The sequence below is a fragment of the Microbacterium sp. NPDC086615 genome, assembly GCF_040686055.1.
Lineage (GTDB): Bacteria > Actinomycetota > Actinomycetes > Actinomycetales > Microbacteriaceae > Microbacterium.
In genome coordinates, this window is record NZ_JBFBJJ010000002.1 from 177,391 (window position 1) to 200,406 (window position 23,016).

Sequence of the window (23,016 nt, forward strand, 5' to 3'; positions counted from 1 at the left end):
TTCCGCGTCCTCGAGCGGACAAGCAGCCCCTTGTCGCTCCCGCGAGCCGGTTTCTCCGGAGTTTCGCACAGCGCAACCGCACCACCGGCGCGCGCGGAAGAACGCTCGCGTCACCGCAGAGCGTCGGCGCTCGGGTCAGGGCTCGGTCGGCAGATCGGGGAACAGCGAGGGCGCCTGCCTGTGGTGGGTCTGCTGCTCGTACGCGTACGCGAAGCCGATCAGGCGGTCCTCGGCATAGGGCGCGCCGAGGAACTCGAGACCGCGGTGGATCCCCAGGATCGTCCCCTCTGGCAGGTCGACGTCGGTGGCCCCCATGGGCACCGAGATCGCCGGGTAGCCGCTGGCCGCGCTGATGAGATTGTTGAAGCCCGAGAGGAGGTCGGGGGCGCCGGTGCTCGGATAGATGAGCGCGTCGAGGTCGTTCTCCCGCATGAGCTGGTCGATCCGATCCTGGACCGCCTTCTGCCCCGCACGGAAGGGGCCGTAGGCCGCCTCGCGCTCCTCCGTGGTCGTCGAGGCGAACTCGCGCACGACCTCCGCCGGCCAGCTCGAGAGCGGATGCCCCGCCGCTTCGGCATCGGTGACCTTCTGCGCCAGGTCGGCGAATGTGTAGCCGGGTCGGTAGTAGGTGTCGAGGTACACGTCGACTCCGTGGGTGAAGGTCTTGCTCCCGTGGATGTCCTCCATCCGGCCGCCACCGACCGGGTCGAACGAGGCGATGTCGACGACCGTGGCGCCGGCGGCCTCCAGGTCGGCGCGCGCCGCGGCGACGAGCTGGAAGTTCCCGGTCTGCGCGTCCGTGGGTCCTCGGTCCACGAGGTAGCCGACGCGGACGCCCTGAAGAGCGTTCGAATCGAGGCTGCTCGCGTACGAGAGGGGCTTGCGGAACGCCTCCGGAGCGATCGCGTGCTCTCCGGGCGCGGCCCCCGCCAGCGCGTCGAGCGACAGCGCGGCATCCGAGACCGTGCGTGTCATGGGACCGATGGTGTCCCGGTACTCGTCGAGGGGAAGGACCCCCTCGCGACTGACGAGCCCGACGGTCGGACGGATGCCGACGAGGGCGTTGTACGACGAGGGGACGCGTACCGAGCCGCCGGTGTCGGTGCCGAGCCCCACCGCTCCGAGGTTGGCCGAGACCGAAGCACCGGTGCCGCCGCTCGACCCGCCCGGGGGCAGATCGAAACCGTAGGCGTTCTTGGTGTTGCCGTACGAGCTGTTCGACACGACGGTCGACATCGCGAACTCCGACAGGTTGGCCTTCGCGATCACGATCGCCCCCATCGCCTTCAGCCGCGTGATGGCCTCGGCGTCCGTCGAGGTCACGTTGTCGGCCAGGCAGGCGCACCCCGCGGTGGTGGCGAGCCCAGCCAGGTTGATGTTGTCTTTCGCGATGACCGGGATGCCGTGCAGGATGCTGCGCGGCCCGGTCGCTGCCCGCTCCGCGTCGAGAGCCGCAGCCTCGGCCATGGCCGTCGGGTTCGTCGCGATGATGGACTCGAGCGCCGCGTCCGGGTCGCGGGGGTCGAGCCCGGCCGCGCGGTCGTAGGCGGCGATGCGGCGCAGATACTGCGCCGTCAACTCCTGGGAGGTGAGCGTCCCGGCCGTCATCGCCTTCTGGATCGCGACGACGTCGGTCTCCTGCAGCTCGAAGGGGTCGTCGTCGTAGACGAACTGCTTCGAGAGCGCGGCGACGTCGGTCACCGTGATCGCACCGTCCTGATCAGCGTCCGCCGCGGCGACGGCATCCCATCCGGGATCACCGGCCTTCCGCCCGACGGCGGTCATCAGCACGGTCAGGTCGTCGCGGTCGACCTTCGCGTCGCCAGTGAGTTCGCCGCGCTGGTAGGCGGGAGCCGCATAGCTGACCGAGTCGGTCTCGGCGTGCGCCGGCGCGACCGCCCCGAACACCAGCGCCGCCGCGGTGACGGCGGCCACCCCGGAAGCGAGCATCGTCCTTCTCACGAGTGTTCCCTTCACCACGATCGGGGCGGGGGCGAAGCGGAGAGCGTTCATCCCCGACCCCCGTCATCGCCTGCGGCGCGATGGAACCGTCGCCTCAAAAGCACGATCGCGGCCGCGCCGAGCAGGACGACGACCGCGATGAGCGCCCACACCAGCGCGGACGTCGAGTCCGCGGACACCGGCGCGGCGTCGGCGGTCGCCTCGTTCGTGACACCGGCGGCTCCGACGGAGGGGCTGGCCGAACTCCGCGGGGCGGATGCCGCTTCGTCCGCCGCGCGGATCGTGATCGGGAGCGTCGTCACCGCGAGCCCCCGCGAGAGGACGACGATCTCGTGCTGCCCGGTGGGGGCGGTCTCGGGGATCGTCGCCGCCAGGACGAACGATCCGGTCTCATCCGCGGTGACCTCACCCAGGCGGATCGAGTCGGAGTCCAGTCCGACACGGTACGCGGCATCGGGGGTGAGTCCGCGGGCGGTCAGGGTGATCGTCTCGCCGACCCGCGGGGTGAGCGATGACGCCGTGATCCTCGGCGATGTCGCGGTCGGGGCCGCGGACGACTGCGGAGCCGAGCCGCGGAACGTCCTGTCCCCGCCGCGCGACACGCCCGAGCCCTGCCCCGTCACCGAGATGGTCGGCGGTGCGCCCGGCGCGGACGGCTCCGGCGCCGACGACGAGGGGGCGACCGTGTAGCTCAGGCCGATGGCGGGCGAGAGAGTCGTGCCGACCAGGGCGGAGTCGATGATCGTGACCTCGTCGACGCGGAGGAGCGCTTCTCCCGGCCCCGTGGCCACGAAGCCCAGCGACCCCAGGGGAACGTCGCCCGTTCGGCCGCTCGAGGTTCCCAGACGCGTCACGGTGAAGTCGATCGCCCCCTCGACGCCCGACACGCTGAACATGCCCGGGAAGTCCGACGTCACCGCGGCGGGGTCGAGAACGACACGGTCGGTGTCGTAGGTGACACGCACCGTCGCGGCGTAGAGGTCGGTTGCCCCGGTCACTCCGAGGTCGAGTGCGACCGGATCCCCCGACGCGCCGTCCGTGTCGGACAGCGTCGCCGTCAGCGACGGGGAGGACTCAGCAGCGATCGCGGCGGGTGCCACGGAGCCGAGGAGCGCGGTCGCCGCGATCGTCGACAGCAGGAGGACGAGCCAGCGGCTTCGGAGTCGCGGCATGCAATGGGCCTCACGGTCGGCGGGAAAGCGCGTCGGTTTCGCCGACTTCGCCCACCATACTGTGAAGAGCCTGACGGTTCGTTCTGTCTGCGCTGAGTCCTCTCCGACTCGCCGCGGTCAGCGCATCAAGTCCAGCACCGACAGTCCGGCGCCGACGGCCCACCCCTCGGTGAGGGCGGCGAGTTCGGGGACGTCCTGCAGCGCGACTCCCCCGCCGGTGATGACCACGACGGTGCCGTCGCGCACGACCTGCACGCTCGTGATGTTCACCTGCGCGGCCGGATCGTACTGTCCGCCCGCCGTGAGCGCCCAGGCGTCGTCGGCAGCGAGCCGAGGGTCGTCGATCGTCCAGCCGAGATCGTCGTAGTCCTTCTCGACGTAGCTCGGGTCGCGCATGATGCCGATGCTGATCCCGCCGTAGTTGTTGAGGTCGAGCGACTGCTGCGCCGTCTGCGGCGTCATCCAGGTGCACGCCAACTCGTGCCCGCTCGAGCCGTCCCTCTCACCGTTCTCCGACCCGGGCACCTCGACGAGCTCGGCCACCTCGGGGCCGAGGGCGGATTTCACCTCGTCGCAGGTGGGGTAGCTCCCGGACGCCGGAGAGGTCGTGGCATCCGTCCCGTCCGGCGCCTCGGTTGCCGTGCCGTTATCGATCGCCTGCGGGGCCGGCTCGTCGGGCGAGTCGTCGCCGGGAGCGACACCGGTGCAGCCCGCCAGAGCGGTCGCGATGAGGGTGAGGGCGATGAGGGGAGCCGAGCGTCGGCGGATCATGGGGTGGTCTCCATTCGGGGGGACAATGTCGACCGCGACATTCTGGCAGAACCCTGGCGGCGAGCGCGTGACGGGCGGGAGACAGGATGCCGTCGCCCCCCGCTGAGAACAGGACGCACGCCCGGGACAGGCCGACGCACGCCGTTCGGGCCTGTCCCGCGCGCTCCCCTGTTCTCGCGACCTGGGCGCCGCTCAGAACAACTGCCGGAAGTTCGTCGCGGCGAGGTCGATCAGCTCGTCGCCGCGCCCCGAGAGGACCGTGCGGATCGCGTAGAGGGTGAAGCCCTTGGCCTGCTCGAGGGTGACGGACGGCGGCATGGACAGCTCCTGCCGCGCGGTCTTCACCGAGACCAGCGCGGGCCCCTCGTGCGCGAGAGCGGCGGACAGCGCGCCCTCGAGATCGTCCGCGTCGTCCACGCGGAAGCCCTTCAGTCCGATCGCTTCGGCGACCGCGGCGAAGTCGGGGTTCTTCAGGTCGGTGCCGAAGGTGACGAAGCCCGCGGCCTTCATCTCGAGCTCGACGAAGTTCAACGAGGAGTTGTCGAAGACGACGACCTTCACGGGCAGCTCGTTCTGCACGATCGTGATGAGCTCGCCGAGGAGCATCGCGAGGCCGCCGTCACCGGCGAGGGCGATGACCTGCCGGTCGGGGAACGCCGACTGCGCTCCGATCGCGTGCGAGACCGCGTTGGCCATCGTGCCGTGCGAGAACGACCCGATCAGGCGACGATCGCGCGTCATCGTGAGGTAGCGCGCGGCCCACACCACGGGCGAGCCGACATCGGGGATGAAGACGGCGTCGTCGTCGGCGAGGCGATCGAGCGTCCGCGCGACGAACTGCGGGTGCAGCGGCTTTCCGCGACCCGTCGGCACGGCGAGGTCGTCGAGCTTCGCGCGCGTCTTGCGGTAGTGCTCGCGCGCCTCGTCGGCGTGCCGCGAGGACTTCCCCTCGTCCAGCAGCGGCAGCAGCGCCTGGACCGTGTCGCGGACGGTGCCGACCAGACCGATGTCGACCGGATGCCGCCGGCCCAGCTGCGCACCCCGGATGTCGACCTGGATGTGCGTGGCGTGCTGAGGGTAGAACTGCGGATACGGGAAGTCGGTGCCGAGCATGAGCACCACGTCGGCGTCTTCCATCGCGCGGTAGCCCGACGAGAAGCCGAGGAGTCCGGTCATCCCGACGTCGTACGGGTTCTCCCATTCGATGTGCTCCTTGCCGCGCAGGGCGTGCACGACGGGCGCCCGCAGACGCTCGGCGAGTTCGACGACCTCGTCGTGCGCCCCCGCGACGCCCGCGCCCGCGAGGATCGTGACCTTCTGGGCGGCGTTGAGCACCTCGGCCGTGCGTCGAAGCTCCTCTTCAGAGGGAAGAATGCGAGGGGTCGCGCGCTCGATCGCGACGACCCGCTCGTTCTTGGCCTTCGCCAGCAGCACGTCTCCGGGGATGACGAGCACCGCGACCCCGCGCTTCTCGATCGCCTCGCGCATCGCGATCTCGAGCAGGCGCGGCATCTGCACGGGGTCGGCGACGTACTCGACGTAGACGGAGCACTCGCGGAACAACTCCTGCGGGTGCGTCTCCTGGAAGTAGTTCGTGCCGATCTCGGCCGTCGGGATGTGCGCGGCGATCGCCAGGACCGGAACCCTCGAGCGGTTGGCGTCGTAGAGACCGTTGATGAGGTGGAGGTTTCCCGGCCCGCAGCTACCCGCGCACACCGTGAGCTCGCCGGTCAACTCGGCCTCGGCCGCGGCCGCGAAAGCCGCTCCCTCCTCGTGCCGCACGTGCTGCCACCGGATCACGCCGTCTCGGCGGATGGCATCCGTGAAGCCGTTCAGCGAATCGCCGGGGAGGCCATAGACCCGTTCGATGTTGTGGCGGCGGAGGGAGGCGACGATGTTCTCAGCGACGGTGGTCACGGGAGTCCTTTCGACGAACGTGCGGTACCCCTCACGCTACGCCCGTCCGCGAGCGGGGAGACGGACCCACCGAGGGCCACGGATCGATGCTGAGATGGACCCATGAGCGTCCCGCTGGCTCCGTACCCCCTGCCGTCCGGCTGGAACCTTCGCCCGGCGCGGCCGCGGTCGCGGCTCATCACCAGCGTGCTCGTCGTGTGCTGTCTCGCGCTCTCGGCTGCGCTGTGGGGCGCCGTCGTCGGCGAGCAGACCGTCCTCGGGACGATCCTCGCGCTGCTGCTCCTCGGGTTCCTCGCGGTGGTCGCCGTCGGGGGCGAGCGTGCGGGCGGCGAGCGCGCGCTGCCCGAGTTCGTGAACGCGCTCGCGCTCACGCGCGCCGAGACGCGACCCGCCGACTCGTGGGTGTCGTTCTTCCGGCAGCGCGCCCCTTCGCTGTGGTCGTGCCTGTGGCTGCTCGGGGGCGGCCTGGTGACGACGGCGGCGTGCGGCATCCTGATCGTCCGCTGCATCGTGGAAGGCGGCCAGGTGCTGCTCGTTCTCGTCTTCCTCGTGCCGCTGACGCTGGCCGCGGTGATCGTCGCTCTCGCCGGCGCGAACTCGCTCGCGGTGCGCGGGCGTGCACGGTGGTTCGCGCGGCGTCCGCGCGGCCTGGTGGTGGGCCGCTCCGGCGTCACGCTGTACTCGTTCGATCGCGGCGAGTTCGACCGCTCCTGGCCGTGGGACGCGATCGTCGATGTCGTACCGGGCGGGCTCGTCGACGCACGGCGCGGGAACACGGTGCCCGAGCTGAAGCTCCACGCCGCGGACGCCGGCGGCGCGGTCGAGGAGGTGCCTATCCCGGTCGACGCGCTCGAATCCCATGCCTGGCTCGTCTACACGGTGCTCCGGTTCTGGAAGGAGCATCCGGAGCTGCGCGACGAGCTCGACACGAGCACGTTGCAGGACCGCATGGAATCCTGGATGGCGGAGCTGTCGAAGGCCGCCGACGCGCAGCGGGGTTAGCCCCGCGTCTCCCGAACTCCGGTGGCCTCTCCAAGCTCAGTCGACGGTGCGGGCACGATGCCCAGCGATACGGTGTTGGCTATGCGGCGTCGACTTCTCGTCATACCCACTGCGTTTGTCGTTGTGGTCTTGGCTCTCACCGGTTGTGCGTCCGGTGCGAATGTCGCCCCGGGCGCCGGAGGCGAAGAGGGGACTGCTCCCGTTCACCCCGGCGCATCCTCCCCGGGTGCCGCGGGAGATGCCGCGGCGCTCGCGCAAGCCCAGGCATGGCTCGACGCGGCGAACCTCCCACCGGGAGCGGTACGCACGGACACCTCTCCCGGCACTTTCACCTCGTACACCGGGTGGCCGTGCGGCCCCTACGAGGAGTTGGAAGGGTACTGGGTCATCCCCGATACGACTGTGGTCGATGCGGCCAATTGGCTGATCGAGAATCCCACCGCCGACCTTGTGACGACGAACTTCGGTCCCGCGACCGAGGACTGGGGACCGGTCGATTCCGCGATCGTCGGATACATCCCCGCCCCCGGTGCGCAGGAAGGGGTCGTCTACACGCTCGCAAAGAAGGAGGGGGACGTTGCGATCCGGGCGGAGGTCGCCGCACAAACCGACATGGCCACCTGTCCCCCGCTGCCCGACGGCTCAGAGTATGGAGCACCCGGACAGGGGTGACGCACTCGGCGCTCATGGCGGAAGGACGCTCTTGTCAACCTTCGCCCCGATGCGATGCAAGTCGGGTGAGCCGCGTGCGCCCGGGCACGCTGGCGTAGTCGACCACGTACACGTGTTGTCCGGGCTGAAGGTTGTCGATGAGATCGGATACCGGGACGCCCGTCAGGAATTCGTCTTCACTGATCGACCGCGGGTAGTCCCCTGCGACGAGAAAAACGGGCGCGCATTCGATGCCGTCAATTGCGTGAGTCCTCGTCATGCAATGAGTTTGCTCTGTGAGGCGTAGCGCCGCCACCGGGCAAGTCTCCGCTCGGGCGAGCGCTGGGGACGCATGGACCTTCCACGCGGCGGACCCCCTGGTGCGAACCGATCGTTTTCGGCGCCGGCGTTCCGTGCGCCACTGTTCTGACGGCGGAAGAGATCTATGGCACACTGCGGCGTAGGTAGGAAGAGATTGCCGGAACTCGAGCGACGGACATGCCAACTCCATGAAAGGCACTCGGGACGGAAAGGGGCCCCGGCGATGGCGGATTACCACTGGGCTGACCACGGCCTCGTCGCGTGCATAACGGTGACCGCAATGTCTTCAGCTGAAGCTGCTGTTCGCTCGCTCGAGCCCACAGCTCGTGAGGCGGCGAGCTTCGACGAGGCACGGCACGCCTCGTGGGGAAGCTACGAACTGTGCCACACCATGACGATCCAGACAGACCACCATGTGGTCATCTGGGAAGACAACGGGCACGGCGGAGCGAGCGGCGAGCCGTTTCTTCGACTCTGTTCGCCCGGTCCGGCGGGATCCCTCTTCGTCAACGTCAACGCCGTGTCGAATCTCGTTCTCGGTCGGCATGGAAGCATCACGCGACAGTTCGACCCGCTCTTTCGCGCAGACACCGACGAAGGCAGAGGTGAGCCCCTGGCTGCCGAGGCAACGCTGGACTGGACCATGGGACGCTACCTTGCTTCATCGCTCGCCTTGATCGCCGATTACACCGGTCTCGGAGAGCCGTTCGAACAAGAATGGTTCGAGTCTCCGCGTGCCCGTCAGTGGCTCTTGCCCTCTTAGGGTTGCGCGGCTGAGGCCCGACGAGGAGCCGAAGACGATTGGTTCAGTGTCGTATCGCTGAGCGTCGTTCGTGAGCCGCCCCACCCCGAAAACTGCGCCGGGACACGCAGCTCCTGACGAAAAGCCCCCGAACCGAAGCGGGGTCGCGCTCGGATCCGCAGAGGGCTCAGGCCGCGCGGATCGCGCCCGGCGTCACACCCCACACGCGGCGGAAGTGCCGCGCGAGGTGGGCCTGGTCGTGGAAGCCGGTGCGGGCCGCGACGTCGGCCGGACGGCATCCCTCCCCCAGCAGACGACGTGCGGCGTCGACCCGGCGGCCGACGAGGTAGCGGTGCGGAGCGATGCCGTACGTGGCAGAGAACACCCGCACGAGGTGGCTGGGGTGCGCGCCGAGCTCTGCGGCGGCCTCGGCGATCGTGAACGACTCGGTGTAGCGGTCATCGAGCAGCGCGCGCAGGCGCCGGGCGAGAGGCGCATCCCGGCGCGGTGGCGCCGACGAGCCGGCGTGGGCGAGCACGGCGTCGCGGACGGTGAGCAGCCAGTGCTCGGCGGCCATCTCGTCGCCCGGGTGGGCGAGCGCCGCGTGCACGCGTCGTGCCGCGGTCTGCGCCGGGGCGTTCGTGAGCGTGGGGCGATCCGCGATCCGCGCGGCGACGCCGTCGTCGAGCCAGTCGCCGCGGAGGTACAGCACCTGCTTGCGGTAGCCCGAGCCCTCGACCGCCGGACGACCGTCGTGCGCGATCCCGGGCGGAAGGAGCGTGACCGCGGTCGGCGTCGCCTGATGCTCGGCGCGGTCGAGCGAGTAGGTCACGGCACCGCGATCGACGAGCATCACGGCCCAGTCGTCGTGCGTGTGGGGCGGATAGTTGTGCGCGAAGCTCGCGTGGTAGACCTCGCGCAGCATCGGGACGTCGGGATGCCACGCCCGCACCCGATCACCCATGCAAGAAACGTACAAGACACCCCCGACGCCGGGGGCCGAGGCTGGAGGCATGACCGATGCCTCTCCCGCTCCGCTGTTCGACACGAAGGTGGTCGTCGTGCTCGCCGACGACCTCGCCCCCTGGCAGGAACTCAACGTCACCGCGTTCGTGATGAGCGGCATCGCCACGAGCGCCCCCGACCTCGTCGGCGAGCCGTATCGCGACGCCGACGGCACGACCTACTCGCCGATGCTCCGTCAACCCGTCATGGTGATGTCCGCGGATGCCGAGACCCTCGCCCGCGCTCGGGCGAAGGCCGCGTCGCGCGACGATGTCACCCTGGCGCTGTACACGCGCGAGCTGTTCTCGACCTCGCACGACGTGGCGAACCGCGCCGCGGTCGCGGCGGTGGCCGCCGTCGACCTCGACCTCGTGGGGATCGCGCTCCGCGGACCGCGCAACGCCGTCGACCGGATCACGAAGGGGGCGCGCTTCCACGCCTGAGGCGCGGGTCCGTCCCTGGAGCCCTCGCCGAGCGCGCTCCGCGGGCCCAGCCGTCACCGCCCCGGCGCGAGCAACCCGCTTTCGTAGGCCGCGATCACCAGCTGCGCCCGGTCGTGCGCGCCGAGCTTGAGCATCGTGTTCTTCACGTGCGTCTTCGCGGTGTGCGGCGAAATGTAGAGGTGCGCGGCGATCTCGTCGTTCGAGCGTCCCCGGCCGACGTGCAGGAGCACCTCTCGCTCGCGGTCGGTGAGGGCGTCGAGCGCGATGGGGCTCGGCGTCTGCGCGGCATCGGTCGTGCGCACGTACTTCTCGATCAGCGCCCGGGTCGCGGCGGGTGAGAGCAGCGCGCCGCCCTCGTGCACCGAGGCGACGGCCCGCACGATGTCGTCGGGCTCGGCGCCCTTGCCGATGAAGCCGCTCGCACCGGCGCGCAGGGCGGAGACGACGTAGTCGTCCTCCTCGAAGGTCGTCAGGATCAGCACGCGGGTCTCGGCGAGCGCGGGGTCGGCGCAGATGAGCGCGGTCAGCTCGATGCCGTCTCGACGCGGCATCCGGATGTCCGAGACCACGACGTCGGGGCGGAGCCGCCGCGCGAGCTCGACCCCGGCCTCGCCGTCGACCGCCTCCCCGACGACCGAGATGCCTTCCGCCGCATCCAGAAGGTCGCGCACGGCCGTCCGGATGAGCGCCTGATCGTCCACGACGATGACGGTCGTCACGAGGGCCGCTCCCCCGAGAGCACGCGCGGCGTCGCCTCCACGCGGGCGGGCAGCGGCAGCCGCGCGGCGAGGCGGTAGCCGCCGGGGGCGAGACCCGCGTCGAGGGTGCCCCGTACCGCGTCGACGCGCTCGCGCAGTCCGACCAGACCGAAACCCGACGGGGGAAGACCCTCGTCGGTCGCCTCGGGCACCCGCTCGATCGGATTCGTCACGACCACCTCCAGCTCCTCCCCGTCCCGGCGCAGCAACACGTGGGCACGGCGAGTCGTGCCGTGCTTGAGCGCGTTCGTGAGTCCCTCCTGCACGACGCGATAGGCCACGATGTCGACGCCGAGCGGGATGCCGGCGGCCTCGGCATCCGTCCCGATCTCGTCGCGCACCACGACGTCCCACCCGGCGACGCGCACCGACTCGACGATTTCGGGCACTCGCGCGAGCCCCGGCTGGACGCGGACGGGAGCGTCGTCGGGGGCGCGCAGCACGCTCATCATCGTGCCGATCTCGCCGAGCACGTCGCGCGAGGCGGTGCGGATCGTGGCGAGAGCCTCGCGCGCGCGGTCGGGGCGCGTCTCGAGCATCGAGGTGGCGACGCCCGCGTTCAGGCTGATCACCGAGATGCGGTGCGCGACGGCGTCGTGCAGGTCGCGGGCGATGCGCAGGCGTTCCTCGGTGACGCGGCGCCGCGCCTCGAACTCGCGCGTCTCCTCGGCACGGCGCGCCCTCTCGACGACGGCTTCGACGTACGCGCGGCGCGAGCGCGCCGCATCGCCCACCGCCCCGGCGAGCGAGAGCGAGAGAGCCACCTGGAGCACTCGGGTGTCCATACCCGACACGAGCGAGACGATCACGCCCGTCGAGAGCACGACGACCACGGCGGCGGCCGTCGCGATGATCGACGAGCGACGCGGGGTGCGGTGCGCCACGCCGTAGGTCGCGACGACCATGGCCACCGCGCCGCCGGGAGAGAGCGTGCCGAGCGTCAGGGCGGCGGCCCACGCGGCGACGCACACGGCGAGCACCGTCCGCGGCCACCGACGACGGAAAGGCAGGGCGAGCGCGGGCGACAGCACGAGGGCTAACGCGAGCGGGCTCGAGGGTCGCATCTCGGCGAAGGGAAGGGGCGCGAACGCGGGACCCGCGACGAGCAGGACGACGAACGCGTCGATCAGCCACGGGCGACCGGCCCAGGGCCAGCGCGGCACCGCATCGCTCGTCTCGTCAGCCCTCACCGCTCCAGTCTCGCGCGTCCCGACGCCCCCGGCCATCGCCCGACGGGGGCATCCGCGAATCCCCCACGCGGGGTAGACGGTCACCCCACCCGTGGGACGCGCGGCGCCCCACCCGCGAGCGAGGGTGAGGGCATGGCATCCGACCCACCTCCCCCACTCCTCTCGGTCACCGATCTGCACAAGTCCTACGGACGCGGCTCCGCGCGCTTCGACGCCCTCCGCGGCGTGAACCTCGACATCCATCGCGGCGAGAGCATCGCGATCGTCGGCAAGAGCGGATCCGGCAAATCGACCCTCATGCACCTGCTCGCCCTCATGGACGCCCCGTCCCGGGGCACCGTGCGCCTGGACGGAGTGGATGCCACGACCCTGCGCGGCCGTCGACTCAACCGCACCCGCAATCAGACGTTCGGGTTCGTGTTCCAGCAGTTCTTCCTCACCCCCAGCGCCTCGGTTTTCGACAACGTCGTGCTGCCGCTGAAGATCGCGGGTGTGGGCCGTGCCGAGCGCGCGCGGCGCGGGAGAGCGGCGCTCGCCGAGCTCGACATGGCCGACAAGGCGCGCAACAAGGCCACCGCTCTCTCGGGCGGACAGAAGCAGCGCGCGGTGATCGCCCGGGCCCTCGTGAACGATCCGCGAGTGATCTTCGCGGACGAGCCAACCGGCAACCTCGACTCGGCCACCGGCGCCGTCGTCGAGGACATCCTCTTCCGCCTGAATCGCGAGCACGGCATCACGCTCATCGTCGTCACGCACGACGAAGACCTCGCCGCGCGCTGCGATCGACGTGTGCAGATCCGCGACGGCCTGATCGTCGCCGACGAACGGAGCGCCGCATGAGAACCGTCGACCTCGTCTCCACCGCCATCGCGAACACGTTCCGCTCGAAGACGCGCACGATCCTCACGGTGCTCGCGATCTTCGTCGGTGCCTTCACCCTCACCATCACGAACGGTCTGGGCACGGGCATCAATGCGTTCATCGACAGCACCGTCGCCTCGATGGGCGCCTCCGACGTGCTGACCGTGACGAAGACCACCACGGCGACCTCGACCGGGCCGCAGAAGTACGATCCGGATGCCGTCGCCTCGGCGTCGCAGCCCGGGGGGCGCCCCGGCGGCACGACGGAGGTGACCGCGCTCACCGACCAGGACATCACGACGATCTCGCAGATCGCGGGCGTCGAGAAGGTCGTTCCCGTGACGTCGGTGTCGATCGACTACGTCGAGGCACCGGGCGGCGACCCGTACGTGGCACAGGTCGGCAGCCTCGTCGCCGGTCAGACCCCGCGGATCGCCGACGGGTCAGCACCCGACGACGGCTCCGACGCGCTGCAGGTCGCCCTCCCGTCGGCGCTGGTGACACCCCTCGGCTTCGCGGCCGCCGCGGACGTGGTGGGGGCGACCGTGACGATCGCGGTGACCGACCCGGTGCGCACGCAGCATCTCGTCGAGGCGACCGTGACCGGTGTGACCGAAGACGCGTTCGGCGGCACGACCTCGCTCACGACGAACACCGCCCTCGAGAAGGAGCTGTTCACGCTGCAGAACACCGGGGTCCCCGCCGACCAGCTCGACCGGTACGCCTCGGCGAGCGTGACAGTGTCGTCGGCGACGACCGCGCAGGTCGACGAGGTCAAGACCGCGCTGAGCGACGCCGGCTACACGGGGACCACCGTGGCCGATCAGCTCGGCACGTTCGAGTCGGTGATCAACGGCATCGTCCTGGTGCTCAACGCGTTCGCGATCATCGCGCTGCTGGCGGCGAGCTTCGGCATCGTCAACACCCTGCTCATGTCGGTGCAGGAACGCACCCGGGAGATCGGCCTCATGAAGGCGATGGGAATGGGCAGCGGGCGGATCTTCTCGCTCTTCAGCCTCGAGGCGATCTTCATCGGATTCCTCGGCAGCGCGCTGGGCGCGGTCATCGCGATCGGCGTCGGCACGGCGGTGAGCGCGCAGCTCGCGGCGAACCTGTTCAGCGACCTGCCGGGACTGCAGCTCATCGCGTTCGACCCGGTGTCGATCCTTGTGACGACCCTCGTGGTGATGGGGATCGCGTTCCTCGCGGGGACGCTTCCGGCGGCGCGGGCCGCGCGGGCCGATCCCGTGGAGTCGCTGCGCTACGAGTGACGGCGAAGCGGGCGGCGGACCTCCGGGTCTGCCGCCTGTCGGTCGCGGAGGGCGGGGGTCACGGCATCCGTCACGAGATCTCTCCCGCCGTCGACTGGCCCGGGGCGAACATGATGATCGCCGCGCCGACGAGGGCGATCGCCGAGCCGACGTAATCCCAGGTCGTGGGGCGGAAGCCATCGACGACGATCCCCCACGCCAGCGAGCCGGCGATGAACACTCCCCCGTACGCGGCGAGCACGCGGCCGAAGTTCGCCTCCGGCTGCAGGGCCGCGAAGAACCCGTAGGCCCCGAGCGCGACGATGCCGAGCAGAGCGAACCACCAGCCCCGGTTCTCGCGCACGGCCTGCCAGATGAGCCAGGCTCCGCCGATCTCGGCCAGGGCGGCGACGGCGAAGAGGATGACGATCCGGGCGGTGGTCATTCCGCCATTATCCGGGTGAGCGCTCGAGGGTCGTCTCGCCCGCCCGGGCCCGCTTGCCCTCCATCACCGTCAGCCCCGCCCCCTCGAGCGCGTGGCGTAGGCGCCGCGGGAACTCGGGTACCGTCGCCGCCGTCCCCTTCGGCCGGCGCGCCATGCCGACCAGCAACACGAGTCCCAGCCCTTCCACCGGGCGTACGACGATCCGCGTCGGAGCGTTGCGCATCGAGACGAAGAGGGTCCGGATGCCATCGGTCCCGGCATCCATCAACGTGACGCCGTCGATGGTCCGCACCCGCACGCGCTCCGCGCTGAGGCACAGCTCCACCGTGGTCGTGCGCGCTCGCGCGAGAGCGCCGACCACCAGGTACACGGGCAACCCCACCGTCCATCCGAGCAGGAGGAGCATCGCCATCGGGCCGAGCCTCTGCGCGAGGTCGGCGAAGACGAGCACGAACGTCGCCATCGCTCCGGCCGCCAGCACGCCGAGCACCGCGCCGACCGTGAGGTACGTCGAGCGTCGGAGCGGCACGACGGGGAGCCGGAGCGTCCACTCGCCGCCCGCGCGCTCCCATTCGGGCTCGACGAGCTGAGCGGCCCGCTTGTCCGAGGTCGCCTGGACGGCCGCGGTCACTCGCCCGACCAACGAGAGCCAGATCCACCCCGCGAAGGGCGCCATCGCGAACGAGAGGGTCGAGCGCACGGTCGGCGGTACCGCCACGGGCCAGTCCCCCGGCTGCACGACCAGGAAGACCGCGAACCCGGCAGCGATCCCCAGCGCGAGATGCACCGCCACCGACACCGCACGCGTCCGCAGGAACGCGAGCGCGTACAGAAGCGTCTGCGCCAGCGCCCATCCCGCCACGAGCGAGAGCAGGAAGCCCGCGAACTCCTGACCGAGGCCGAACAGCACCACCGCCCCCGCGAAGCAGACGACCGCCCACGGGAACGGATGCCACAGCACCCGTCGCGCGAGGGATCCGGCCGGAGTGGGGGTCACGGGAGTCCTTCCGGTGGGCGACCTCACGATTCTAGGAAGACCGCGCAACCCCATCCCGCAGGGCGGAGCGTCCGTGTCAGGCTCGAGGGATGAAATCCTTCCGATGCCGCGTGTGCGGGAACGCCCTCTGGTTCGAGAACTCCGTCTGCGTGTCGTGCCACACCCCGCTCGGCTTCTCGCGCGACGAGGTCGAGATCGTTCCCGTCGACGAGAAGGGTCGGTACGTCGACGCGGACGGACGAGCCTGGCACGTGTGCCGAAACCTGAACCTGTCGGGCTGCACGTGGCTCGCGCCGGTCGAGGGAGGCCAGTGCTCGGCCTGCGATCTCACGCGCGTGCGTCCGAACGACGCCGACGCCAAGGGCCTCTCGCAGTACCCCGTCGCCGAACGTGCGAAGCGCTGGCTGCTCGTCGAGCTCGACCGTCTCGGCTTCCCCGTCGTCGGCAAGGCCGAGGACCCCGAGCGCGGCCTCTGCTTCGACCTGCTGTCGAGCGTCGCCGAGGACGTCACGATCGGGCACGCCGACGGGGTGATCACGATCGACCTCGCCGAGAGCGACGACGCCTACCGCGTCCGGGTGCAGGAGCAGTTGGGCGAGGCGTATCGCACGATGCTCGGCCACTTCCGCCACGAGAGCGGGCACTACTTCGAGTGGATCCTCGTCGAGGACACCGACCGCCTCAGCGAGGCGCGGGCGCTCTTCGGCGACGAGACCGCCGACTACCAGGCCGAGATCGACCGCCACTACTCCGAGGGTCCCCCGGCCGACTGGCCCGAGCGCTACATCTCCACCTATGCCACCATGCACCCCTACGAGGACTTCGCCGAGACCTGGGCGCATTACCTCCACATCACCGACACGGTCGAGACGGCCGCCGTCAACGGTCTCCTGCACGTCGACTCGTCGGCATCCGGCCCCTTCCGCACCCTGGTGACGGAGGTCTGGATGCCGCTCGCGAGCGCCCTCAACATGGTCAACCGGTCGATGGGCAAGGACGACCTCTACCCTTTCCTCCTGCCGGATCCGGTGCTCGACAAGCTCGATTTCGTCGCGTCGCTGCGCGAGAGCGGGAGCGGCGAATCACGCCGCGGCGACGGGGAGACCCCGTAACGAGGTCGTCCTCTCGAGCTCGGCAGGCGTCAGCCTCGGGCCAGCGCCACCGCGGCGCGACGGTCTCGCACGCCGAGTTTGGCGAACAGCGCGTTCACGTGCGTCTTCACGGTCGACACCTCGACGAAGAGGCGCTCCGCGATCTCGGCGTTCGTGCGCCCCTCGACAAGGAGGGCGAACACGTCGATCTCGCGCCGGGTCAGCCGGGGGAAGCGCGCGGCGAGCTCCTCCCCCGGAGACGCCGGGGGCCGCGGACGGATCAGGGAGTCCACGATGGTCGCGCCCACCTCGGCGCTGAAGGTCGCCTGCCCGCGGGCGACCGATCGCACCGCCGCCGCCAGTTCGGCGCGACCGGCATCCTTCGTGAGATATCCCTTGGCCCCCGCGGTCAGCGCGGCGACGATGGACTCGTCGTCGGCGAACGTCGTCAGCACGAGCACCGCGGCGCTCGGAACATCGACGGCGAGCCGGGCGGTGGCCGCAACGCCGTCCAGGCGCGGCATCCGGAGATCCATGAGGACGACGTCGGGATGCCGTTGCACGGCCAGCGCGACGGCTTCTTCGCCGTCCGCGGCGGTGCCGACGACCTCCACGTCGGGCAGGAGCGCGAGAACCGTCGCGAGTCCGTCCCGAACGATCGCCTGATCGTCCGCGACGAGCACGCGGATCGGGGGCTCGTCGCTCACGCGAGCACCTCCTCGACCGTGACGACGAAGGATCCCGCCTCGGGCCCGGCCGTCACCGTCCCGCCGAGTGCGAGGGCGTCCACGCGTTCCCGCATACCTCGGAGCCCGAAACCCGGCGCGGCGCTCGGCGTGGGCGGCGGCGACGATGGCAAGGGGTTCTCGATGCTGAGGCGCACCACGCCGGGTCGCCAGGCGAGACGCGCGGTGACCGCGCACCCCGGGGCGTGGCGTCGCACATTGCTGAGCGCTTCCTGCAGGGCGCGGTGCAGGGCGTCCGCCTGGGCCCGGTCGAGGGGCGCGGGGTCGCCCGAGCGCTCCCAGGCGATCTCGCCCCCGAGCGCGCGATGCATATCGACCAGCTCGTCGAGGCGACGGTCGAGGACGATCGATGCGACCGGGTCGCGGTCGGCGGCTTCGGCTTCGACTCCCGGTTGCCGTGGTCGGCGCAGCGCGGCGACGGCGCGACGCGCCTCGCCGAGACCGGATGCCGCCAGCTCGCGCGCCGAGGCCACCCGGCGGTGGGCGGACGATGCGTCTCCCGCCTCGAGGAGCGCCTCGGCGGCATCCAACTGCACGACCAGCCCACCGAGCGTGTGCGCCAGGACGTCGTGGAGATCGCGCGCGAGCGCGTTGCGCCCGGCCTCCTCACGAAGGGCGCGCTCGCGTTCCGCGAGGAGCGCTTCGCGCCGTCGGGCCTGCGCACCCTGTCGACGGCTGAAGCCGGCGAGCGCTCCCACCAGCACCGCGGCGACCATCCCCGCGAGAGCCGACACCGACGTCGGCCACAGGACGGCGCCCGCCGCGACCAGTGCCACACCGCCACACGCCGTGACCGCCGCCGCGACGACCGACACCGCTTGGTCGGCGACGAGCACCATGGCGCACACGGCAGCGGGAATCAGCGAGTTGGCTCCGGTCGATGTCCCCGCGAGGGCGCCCGCGCCGATGGCGCACAGCGCGGCGACGCGCGCGGTCCGCGCCGCAGCCGACCGCTGCACGAAGACGAGGGCGGTCCGTACGAGCCACGCCGCGAGAGCGAGGAGCGCCAGGACCAGGGCCCACATCGGGCGCGGTGCGCTGAACAGACCCCAGGTGCACAGCGCCGCACCGAAGACGGTCAGCGCCGCCCCGAAGGCGGTCGGGTGGGGAGTCACGGCACCATCATCGCGCGGTGATGCGCGGAGGGCGCGCATCGCCGACGGGAAGGTGCCCGAGGCGGGCACCGAGGACGAGGTTTCGAGCGGCGCGGTTCGCGGCGAAGACGAGCAGGATGACACCGGCGCCGGTGACCCCGTGGGCGCCCATCGCCGTGGCCGCGACGTCGATCCCGACACGGACGAGCAGAAGGGCGGCCCAGAGGGTGAGCCCCCACCACCCGGTGCGGGATTCGACGACAGCTCCCTCGCCGCGACGGCCGGTGACGCGTTGCTCCAGCGGGCGGAAGTGCGCGAGGGCGCCCATCCACGCGCCGACGCCAAGGGCGAGGACGAGTTCGATCACGAGGACGGCGACATCGAGGCCGCCGATCGCGAGGTCTCCCCGCGCCAGATTGACGACGCCGAGGACCGCGAGGATGAGCGGGGTGCGCCACAGTTTCGCCGGGGAAACCGGACGCCACGTGGTCTGTCGGTACCCGAGCCAGCCGACGAGCAGGACGATGAGGACGATGTCCGCGAGCGTTTCGAGGTTCATGCTTCGAGACTCGTCTCCGGGCGCTCGCGCGACTTCCTCCGCCGGGGTGGAGAAAGGGTGGAAATCGCCCGTCAGGCGAACCCCGTCTTCAACGCGTCGAGGTGCGCGCGGGTCGCGGCGGCGGCGATCTCGGGACGACGGTCGCCGATCGCCGCGACGACGTCGGCGTGGGCGTCGTGGTCACGGTCCTCGTCCGCGACGGGACGCAGGCGCAGCATGTCGACCATCGCTCGGCGCACGCGCGGGACGAAGCCGTCGAACATATCGGTGAGCACGTCGTTGTGCGCCGCGACGACGATCGCGCGGTGCAGCACCATGTCGGCGTCCACGTGTTCCTCGACACTCTGCCCTGGCGCCGTGCGCTCCGCCAGTGCGTGTTTGATGGCACGCAGGTCGGACGGGGTGCGTCGCACGGCCGCGAGCGCGGCCGCCTCGACCTCGATCGCCGTCCGCGCCTCGAGCACCGTGACGATGTCGGCCCGGCGGAGCACCTGCTCCCAGTCCTCGGGCACGTCGACAGCGGTGACGTACACGCCCGATCCGTGTCGCGAGTCGAGCACGCCGCGACCCGCGAGCTGCCGGATCGCCTCGCGCACGGTGGAACGGCCGACGCCCAACTGCGGCGCGAGGGTCGTCTCACCCGGGAGCTTGGCGCCCAGCGCCCACTCCCCCGCCCGGATGCGCGCGAGCAGCACGTCGGCGGCCTGGTCGGCCAGGGGTACGCGTTTCAGGTCCGGCATCCTGACTCCTCAACTTGTCTGAGGACTTATGCTACCGTCCTCCCATGTCCTTCCGCGGATTCCTCCTTCTTCGTCGCCACGACGGGGCCTGACCAGACCGGCTCCCCGTCGTGGAGCCGCACGCTGCGCCGGTCGCCCCCGCGACACCCCGAGGAACCGAGAAACATGACCACCTGGAACAGGCAGCGCCCCTCGCGCATGCCCTCTCACCGCTACACCGACGTCTACTCGCGCGTCGACGTCCCCCTGGCCGACGCCGAACGGCAATGGCCGACGCGCCGCATCACCGAGGCACCGCTGTGGGTCCCCGTCGACCTGCGCGACGGGAACCAAGCGCTCTCCGAACCCATGGACCCCGAGCGCAAGCGCCTCTTCTTCGACCTCATGGTCCGGATGGGCTACACCGAGATCGAGGTGGGCTACCCCTCCGCCTCGCAGACCGACTTCGACTTCGTCCGGCTCATCGCCGAGAGCGACATCGCCCCCGACGACGTCACGATCGTCGTCTTCACCCCGGCGCGCCGCGACCTCATCGAACGCACGGTCGCCTCGATCAGCGGCATCCGGAACGAGGTGGTCATCCACCTGTACACCGCGACGGCTCCGACCTGGCGCGAGACCGTGCTCGGCAAGGACCGCGACGAGCTGCGCGAGCTCATCCTCGCCGGGGGCCGCGACGTCTGGGAGCTCGCGGGGCACCTTCCGAACGTGCGGTTCGAGTTCTCGCCCGAGGTGTTCAACCTGACCGAGCCCGACTACGTCCTCGAGATCTGCGACGCGATGACGGAGCTGTGGGATGCCACGCCCGAGCGTCCCGTCATCCTGAATCTGCCGGCCACGGTCGAGGTCGCCCCGCCGAACGTGTACGCGGACCAGATCGAGTACATGCACACCCACCTCGCCCGTCGGGATGCCGTGATCCTCTCCGTGCATCCGCACAACGACCGCGGCACGGGCATCGCCTGCGCCGAACTGGCGGTGCTCGCCGGTGCACAGCGGGTGGAGGGTTGCCTCTTCGGCAACGGCGAGCGCACCGGCAACGTCGACCTCGCGACCCTCGCGCTGAACCTGCACGCGCAGGGCGTGGACCCGATGATCGACTTCTCCGACATCGACGGAGTCCGCCGGGTCGTGGAGCACTGCAACAGACTGGAGGTCTCGCCCCGGCATCCGTATGTCGGAGACCTCGTTCACACCGCCTTCAGCGGAACGCATCAGGATGCCATTCGCAAGGGCTTCGCCGAACACCGCGCCCGGGCTCTCGCCGAGGGCCGCGACGAGGCCGAGATCGCGTGGCGCGTGCCCTACTTGCCGATCGACCCGGCGGACATCGGTCGCACGTACGACGCCGTGATCCGGGTCAACTCGCAGTCCGGCAAGGGCGGTATCGCGTACCTGCTCGAGACGGCGTACGGCCTCGAACTCCCCCGCCGTCTGCAGATCGACCTGTCGCGCCAGGTACAGCGGCACACCGACTGCACGGGCGACGAGGCCACGGCCGACGACATCTGGGCGATCTTCACCGACGCGTACCTGTCCGGCCCCGACGACGCCGTGCGGGTGACGTCGCTGCGGGTCGACGCAGGCGCGGAGGTGGCGGTCGAGGTCGACGGCATCGAGTATCGCGGTGTCTCCGAGACGGGCCCGGTCGATGCGGTCGTCGGCGCTCTGGACCGCGGCGGCATCGCGCTCGAGATCCTGTCGCTGCACCAGAGCTCACTGCGGGCGGGAGCGGATGCCGAGGCCCTCACGCTTCTCGAGTACCGCGGCCCCGACGGCCCCGCGTGGGTCGCGGGGCGGAACGGCTCCGTGCTCACCGCCTCGGTGGACGCCGTGGTCCGCGCCGCGAACGCGGTGGCGGCGGCGCGAGAGGTGGTCGGATCGTGATGACCGTCGTCCACCTCTTCCACGACGACCCCGACTCGCTCCTGATCGGCAGCAGGCTCCCCCGCCGCATGGCCGATGCCGCGCGCCCCGACGATCCGCCCCTCGAGGTCTTCGTTTTCGGCGCCGCGCAGCGCCGCCTCGGGCGCGCCGACACCGACCTCGACCGCCGCTTCAACGAGCAGATCGACGAACTGCTCGCCGCCGGAATCCCCGTGGGCGCGTGCATCACGCTCGCGCGGGCCGACGGCCTCGAAGACGCGCTGCGCGCCCGCGGGCTGAGCCTCGTGATCGCGCGCGACGCCTTCCTGCGTTACTCGCGCGAGGGGGCCACGGTGATCGGCTTCTGAGCGAACGCGCCGCGGCGGGATTCGTTCCGCCGCGGCACGGTGATCGTCACTGCGCCGATGTCCGCGCTTCGAACGCCCTCACGACCGCGATCATGTCGAGTGCTCCCGCGCCTTCGGCGACCGCCTCTTCGTAAAGCTCGCGGCTCGCCGTGATGAGGGGGTGAGCCGATCCCGCCGCTCTCGCCGCGTCCTCCGCGAGCCTCGCGTTCTTGAGGACGTCCGCGATCGCAGCCTGCGCCGAGAGGTCGCCGCCGGTCACCTTCCGGGCTTTTCCGGTCGAGACGACGGATGCCATGGGCCCGGCCGCGAGAACCTCGCGCAGCACCTCGACGTCGGCTCCCCCGCGCTCGGCGAAGTGGAAGGTCTCGGCGAGACCGGTCACCATCGTGATGAGGAACGTATTGACAGCGAGCTTCATCGTGAGCGCCGCCGGGATGTCGCCGCAGCGGAACACCTGACCGCACATCGCCCCGACGACCTCATCGACGTGGGTGATGGCATCCGGAGTTCCCGCGAGCATCCCGACGAGCGTGCCGTCCGTCGCGGGTCCGCGCGAGCCCGACACCGGGGCTTCGACATAACGTCCGCCGGTCGCCTCGACGTCGTCGGCGAGAGCTCGCGAGAACGCGGGGGCGAACGTGCCCATCTGTACGAGGGTGTGGCCGGTCACCAGGGAGGAGAAGACGCCGGTGCCGCGGGAGAGCACGGCATCCACGGCGGCCTCGTCGCGCAGCATGAGAACCACGGTCTCCGCGGTGGTGAACACCCCGGCGACGTCGGCCGCCGGCCGTGCACCGGCCGCCACCAGCTCGTCGACCGGCCCGCTCGCGCGGGCCCAGACAACCACGTCGAATCCGGCCCGCACGAGATTCGTCGCCATGGGCACCCCCATGAGGCCGAGTCCGATGAAACCGACCGTTCGCTTCGACGCAGCGGGGATCCTCACGCTCCCGAGCATAGGTCGCCCGACCCGCCGTCCCCCGGCGACGGGGAAAGCGCCGCATATCATCGACATAGGGGGTGTTGGTGCGGTCGTACGGCTGAGAACGGGCCGCAGAGCCGCCT

General features: G+C 70.8%; 24 protein-coding genes. 9 read left to right on the top strand and 15 right to left on the bottom strand.

What is annotated here, in order from left to right; genetic code table 11:
- Positions 1 to 135: 135 nt before the first annotated feature.
- From AB0O24_RS03085 to poxB, 4 genes are all read right to left on the bottom strand, one after another.
- The gene (locus tag AB0O24_RS03085; RefSeq protein WP_363372501.1) at positions 136 to 2,013 is read right to left on the bottom strand and encodes an amidase family protein; all 1,878 of its coding nucleotides are present in this window, start codon (positions 2,011 to 2,013) and stop codon (positions 136 to 138) included.
- Positions 2,010 to 3,134 carry a cohesin domain-containing protein gene (locus AB0O24_RS03090; RefSeq protein WP_363372504.1) on the bottom strand — a complete coding sequence of 375 codons (1,125 nt, stop codon included), beginning with the start codon at positions 3,132 to 3,134 and terminating at the stop codon, positions 2,010 to 2,012. Before AB0O24_RS03090 ends, AB0O24_RS03085 begins: the two co-directional genes overlap by 4 nt.
- Before the next feature lie 117 nt (positions 3,135 to 3,251).
- The gene (locus AB0O24_RS03095) at positions 3,252 to 3,905 is read right to left on the bottom strand and encodes a hypothetical protein (RefSeq protein WP_363372507.1); all 654 of its coding nucleotides are present in this window, start codon (positions 3,903 to 3,905) and stop codon (positions 3,252 to 3,254) included.
- Positions 3,906 to 4,097: 192 nt separating this feature from the next.
- Positions 4,098 to 5,822 carry a ubiquinone-dependent pyruvate dehydrogenase gene (gene poxB, locus AB0O24_RS03100; protein WP_363372509.1) on the bottom strand — a complete coding sequence of 575 codons (1,725 nt, stop codon included), beginning with the start codon at positions 5,820 to 5,822 and terminating at the stop codon, positions 4,098 to 4,100.
- A 102-nt stretch (positions 5,823 to 5,924) separates the two neighbouring features.
- On the opposite strand from poxB, the gene AB0O24_RS03105 reads away from it, so the two are divergent.
- Both AB0O24_RS03105 and AB0O24_RS03110 read left to right on the top strand, forming a co-directional pair.
- Complete coding sequence (locus AB0O24_RS03105; protein WP_363372512.1) at positions 5,925 to 6,824, top strand: hypothetical protein; 900 nt, start codon at positions 5,925 to 5,927, stop codon at positions 6,822 to 6,824.
- Positions 6,825 to 6,953: 129 nt separating this feature from the next.
- Entirely contained in the window at positions 6,954 to 7,496 is a 543-nt protein-coding gene (locus AB0O24_RS03110) for a hypothetical protein (protein ID WP_363372515.1), read from the top strand.
- 34 nt (positions 7,497 to 7,530) lie between these two features.
- Here AB0O24_RS03110 and AB0O24_RS03115 read toward each other — a convergent pair whose 3' ends face one another.
- Positions 7,531 to 7,755: a hypothetical protein gene (locus AB0O24_RS03115; protein WP_363372518.1), complete on the bottom strand. Its 225-nt coding sequence runs from the start codon at positions 7,753 to 7,755 to the stop codon at positions 7,531 to 7,533.
- Between the two features lie 264 nt (positions 7,756 to 8,019).
- Here AB0O24_RS03115 and AB0O24_RS03120 point away from each other — a divergent pair, with 264 nt between their 5' ends.
- A complete protein-coding gene (locus AB0O24_RS03120) occupies positions 8,020 to 8,559 on the top strand; it encodes a hypothetical protein (RefSeq protein WP_363372520.1) in 540 nt (179 codons plus the stop codon).
- 166 nt (positions 8,560 to 8,725) lie between these two features.
- Here the strand turns inward: AB0O24_RS03120 and AB0O24_RS03125 are convergent, their stop codons facing one another.
- Positions 8,726 to 9,502, bottom strand: coding sequence for an AraC family transcriptional regulator (locus AB0O24_RS03125; protein WP_363372522.1), 777 nt, complete (start codon positions 9,500 to 9,502; stop codon positions 8,726 to 8,728).
- Between the two features lie 49 nt (positions 9,503 to 9,551).
- On the opposite strand from AB0O24_RS03125, the gene AB0O24_RS03130 reads away from it, so the two are divergent.
- Positions 9,552 to 9,986 (top strand): DUF2000 family protein, encoded by a 435-nt coding sequence (locus AB0O24_RS03130; protein WP_275800111.1) that lies wholly within the window; start codon positions 9,552 to 9,554, stop codon positions 9,984 to 9,986.
- 53 nt (positions 9,987 to 10,039) lie between these two features.
- Here the strand turns inward: AB0O24_RS03130 and AB0O24_RS03135 are convergent, their stop codons facing one another.
- Both AB0O24_RS03135 and AB0O24_RS03140 read right to left on the bottom strand, forming a co-directional pair.
- Positions 10,040 to 10,705: a response regulator transcription factor gene (locus AB0O24_RS03135; RefSeq protein ID WP_275800110.1), complete on the bottom strand. Its 666-nt coding sequence runs from the start codon at positions 10,703 to 10,705 to the stop codon at positions 10,040 to 10,042.
- Positions 10,702 to 11,934, bottom strand: a complete 1,233-nt coding sequence (locus AB0O24_RS03140) for a histidine kinase (RefSeq protein WP_363372526.1) — start codon at positions 11,932 to 11,934, stop codon at positions 10,702 to 10,704. Before AB0O24_RS03140 ends, AB0O24_RS03135 begins: the two co-directional genes overlap by 4 nt.
- A gap of 132 nt (positions 11,935 to 12,066) precedes the next feature.
- Here AB0O24_RS03140 and AB0O24_RS03145 point away from each other — a divergent pair, with 132 nt between their 5' ends.
- Together AB0O24_RS03145 and AB0O24_RS03150 are read left to right on the top strand one after the other, a co-directional pair.
- The gene (locus tag AB0O24_RS03145; RefSeq protein WP_363372529.1) at positions 12,067 to 12,774 is read left to right on the top strand and encodes an ABC transporter ATP-binding protein; all 708 of its coding nucleotides are present in this window, start codon (positions 12,067 to 12,069) and stop codon (positions 12,772 to 12,774) included.
- Positions 12,771 to 14,066 carry an FtsX-like permease family protein gene (locus AB0O24_RS03150; protein ID WP_363372531.1) on the top strand — a complete coding sequence of 432 codons (1,296 nt, stop codon included), beginning with the start codon at positions 12,771 to 12,773 and terminating at the stop codon, positions 14,064 to 14,066. Before AB0O24_RS03145 ends, AB0O24_RS03150 begins: the two co-directional genes overlap by 4 nt.
- Positions 14,067 to 14,136: 70 nt before the next feature.
- Here the strand turns inward: AB0O24_RS03150 and AB0O24_RS03155 are convergent, their stop codons facing one another.
- On the bottom strand, positions 14,137 to 14,490 hold the full coding sequence (locus AB0O24_RS03155; protein ID WP_363372533.1) for a YnfA family protein: 354 nt from the start codon (positions 14,488 to 14,490) through the stop codon (positions 14,137 to 14,139).
- Between the two features lie 7 nt (positions 14,491 to 14,497).
- Positions 14,498 to 15,487 carry a hypothetical protein gene (locus tag AB0O24_RS03160; protein ID WP_363372536.1) on the bottom strand — a complete coding sequence of 330 codons (990 nt, stop codon included), beginning with the start codon at positions 15,485 to 15,487 and terminating at the stop codon, positions 14,498 to 14,500.
- Between the two features lie 89 nt (positions 15,488 to 15,576).
- Here AB0O24_RS03160 and AB0O24_RS03165 point away from each other — a divergent pair, with 89 nt between their 5' ends.
- Positions 15,577 to 16,599, top strand: coding sequence for a putative zinc-binding metallopeptidase (locus AB0O24_RS03165; protein ID WP_363372538.1), 1,023 nt, complete (start codon positions 15,577 to 15,579; stop codon positions 16,597 to 16,599).
- A 29-nt stretch (positions 16,600 to 16,628) separates the two neighbouring features.
- Here AB0O24_RS03165 and AB0O24_RS03170 read toward each other — a convergent pair whose 3' ends face one another.
- The 4 genes from AB0O24_RS03170 to AB0O24_RS03185 all read right to left on the bottom strand — a co-directional run bounded on the left by AB0O24_RS03170 (position 16,629) and on the right by AB0O24_RS03185 (position 19,717).
- Positions 16,629 to 17,285, bottom strand: a complete 657-nt coding sequence (locus tag AB0O24_RS03170; protein WP_363372540.1) for a response regulator transcription factor — start codon at positions 17,283 to 17,285, stop codon at positions 16,629 to 16,631.
- A complete protein-coding gene (locus tag AB0O24_RS03175; protein WP_363372542.1) occupies positions 17,282 to 18,439 on the bottom strand; it encodes a histidine kinase in 1,158 nt (385 codons plus the stop codon). Before AB0O24_RS03175 ends, AB0O24_RS03170 begins: the two co-directional genes overlap by 4 nt.
- A 7-nt stretch (positions 18,440 to 18,446) precedes the next feature.
- Positions 18,447 to 18,977 (bottom strand): hypothetical protein, encoded by a 531-nt coding sequence (locus AB0O24_RS03180; protein ID WP_363372544.1) that lies wholly within the window; start codon positions 18,975 to 18,977, stop codon positions 18,447 to 18,449.
- Between the two features lie 71 nt (positions 18,978 to 19,048).
- Positions 19,049 to 19,717 (bottom strand): FCD domain-containing protein, encoded by a 669-nt coding sequence (locus AB0O24_RS03185; RefSeq protein ID WP_363372547.1) that lies wholly within the window; start codon positions 19,715 to 19,717, stop codon positions 19,049 to 19,051.
- Positions 19,718 to 19,882: 165 nt separating this feature from the next.
- Between AB0O24_RS03185 and AB0O24_RS03190 the strand changes: the two genes are divergently transcribed.
- Together AB0O24_RS03190 and AB0O24_RS03195 are read left to right on the top strand one after the other, a co-directional pair.
- Positions 19,883 to 21,604, top strand: coding sequence for a 2-isopropylmalate synthase (locus tag AB0O24_RS03190; RefSeq protein ID WP_363372549.1), 1,722 nt, complete (start codon positions 19,883 to 19,885; stop codon positions 21,602 to 21,604).
- A complete protein-coding gene (locus AB0O24_RS03195) occupies positions 21,604 to 21,951 on the top strand; it encodes a hypothetical protein (protein WP_363372552.1) in 348 nt (115 codons plus the stop codon). Before AB0O24_RS03190 ends, AB0O24_RS03195 begins: the two co-directional genes overlap by 1 nt.
- Positions 21,952 to 21,997: 46 nt before the next feature.
- On the opposite strand, the gene AB0O24_RS03200 is transcribed toward AB0O24_RS03195, so the two are convergent.
- Entirely contained in the window at positions 21,998 to 22,897 is a 900-nt protein-coding gene (locus AB0O24_RS03200) for an NAD(P)-dependent oxidoreductase (RefSeq protein WP_275798587.1), read from the bottom strand.
- Positions 22,898 to 23,016 lie beyond the last annotated feature (119 nt).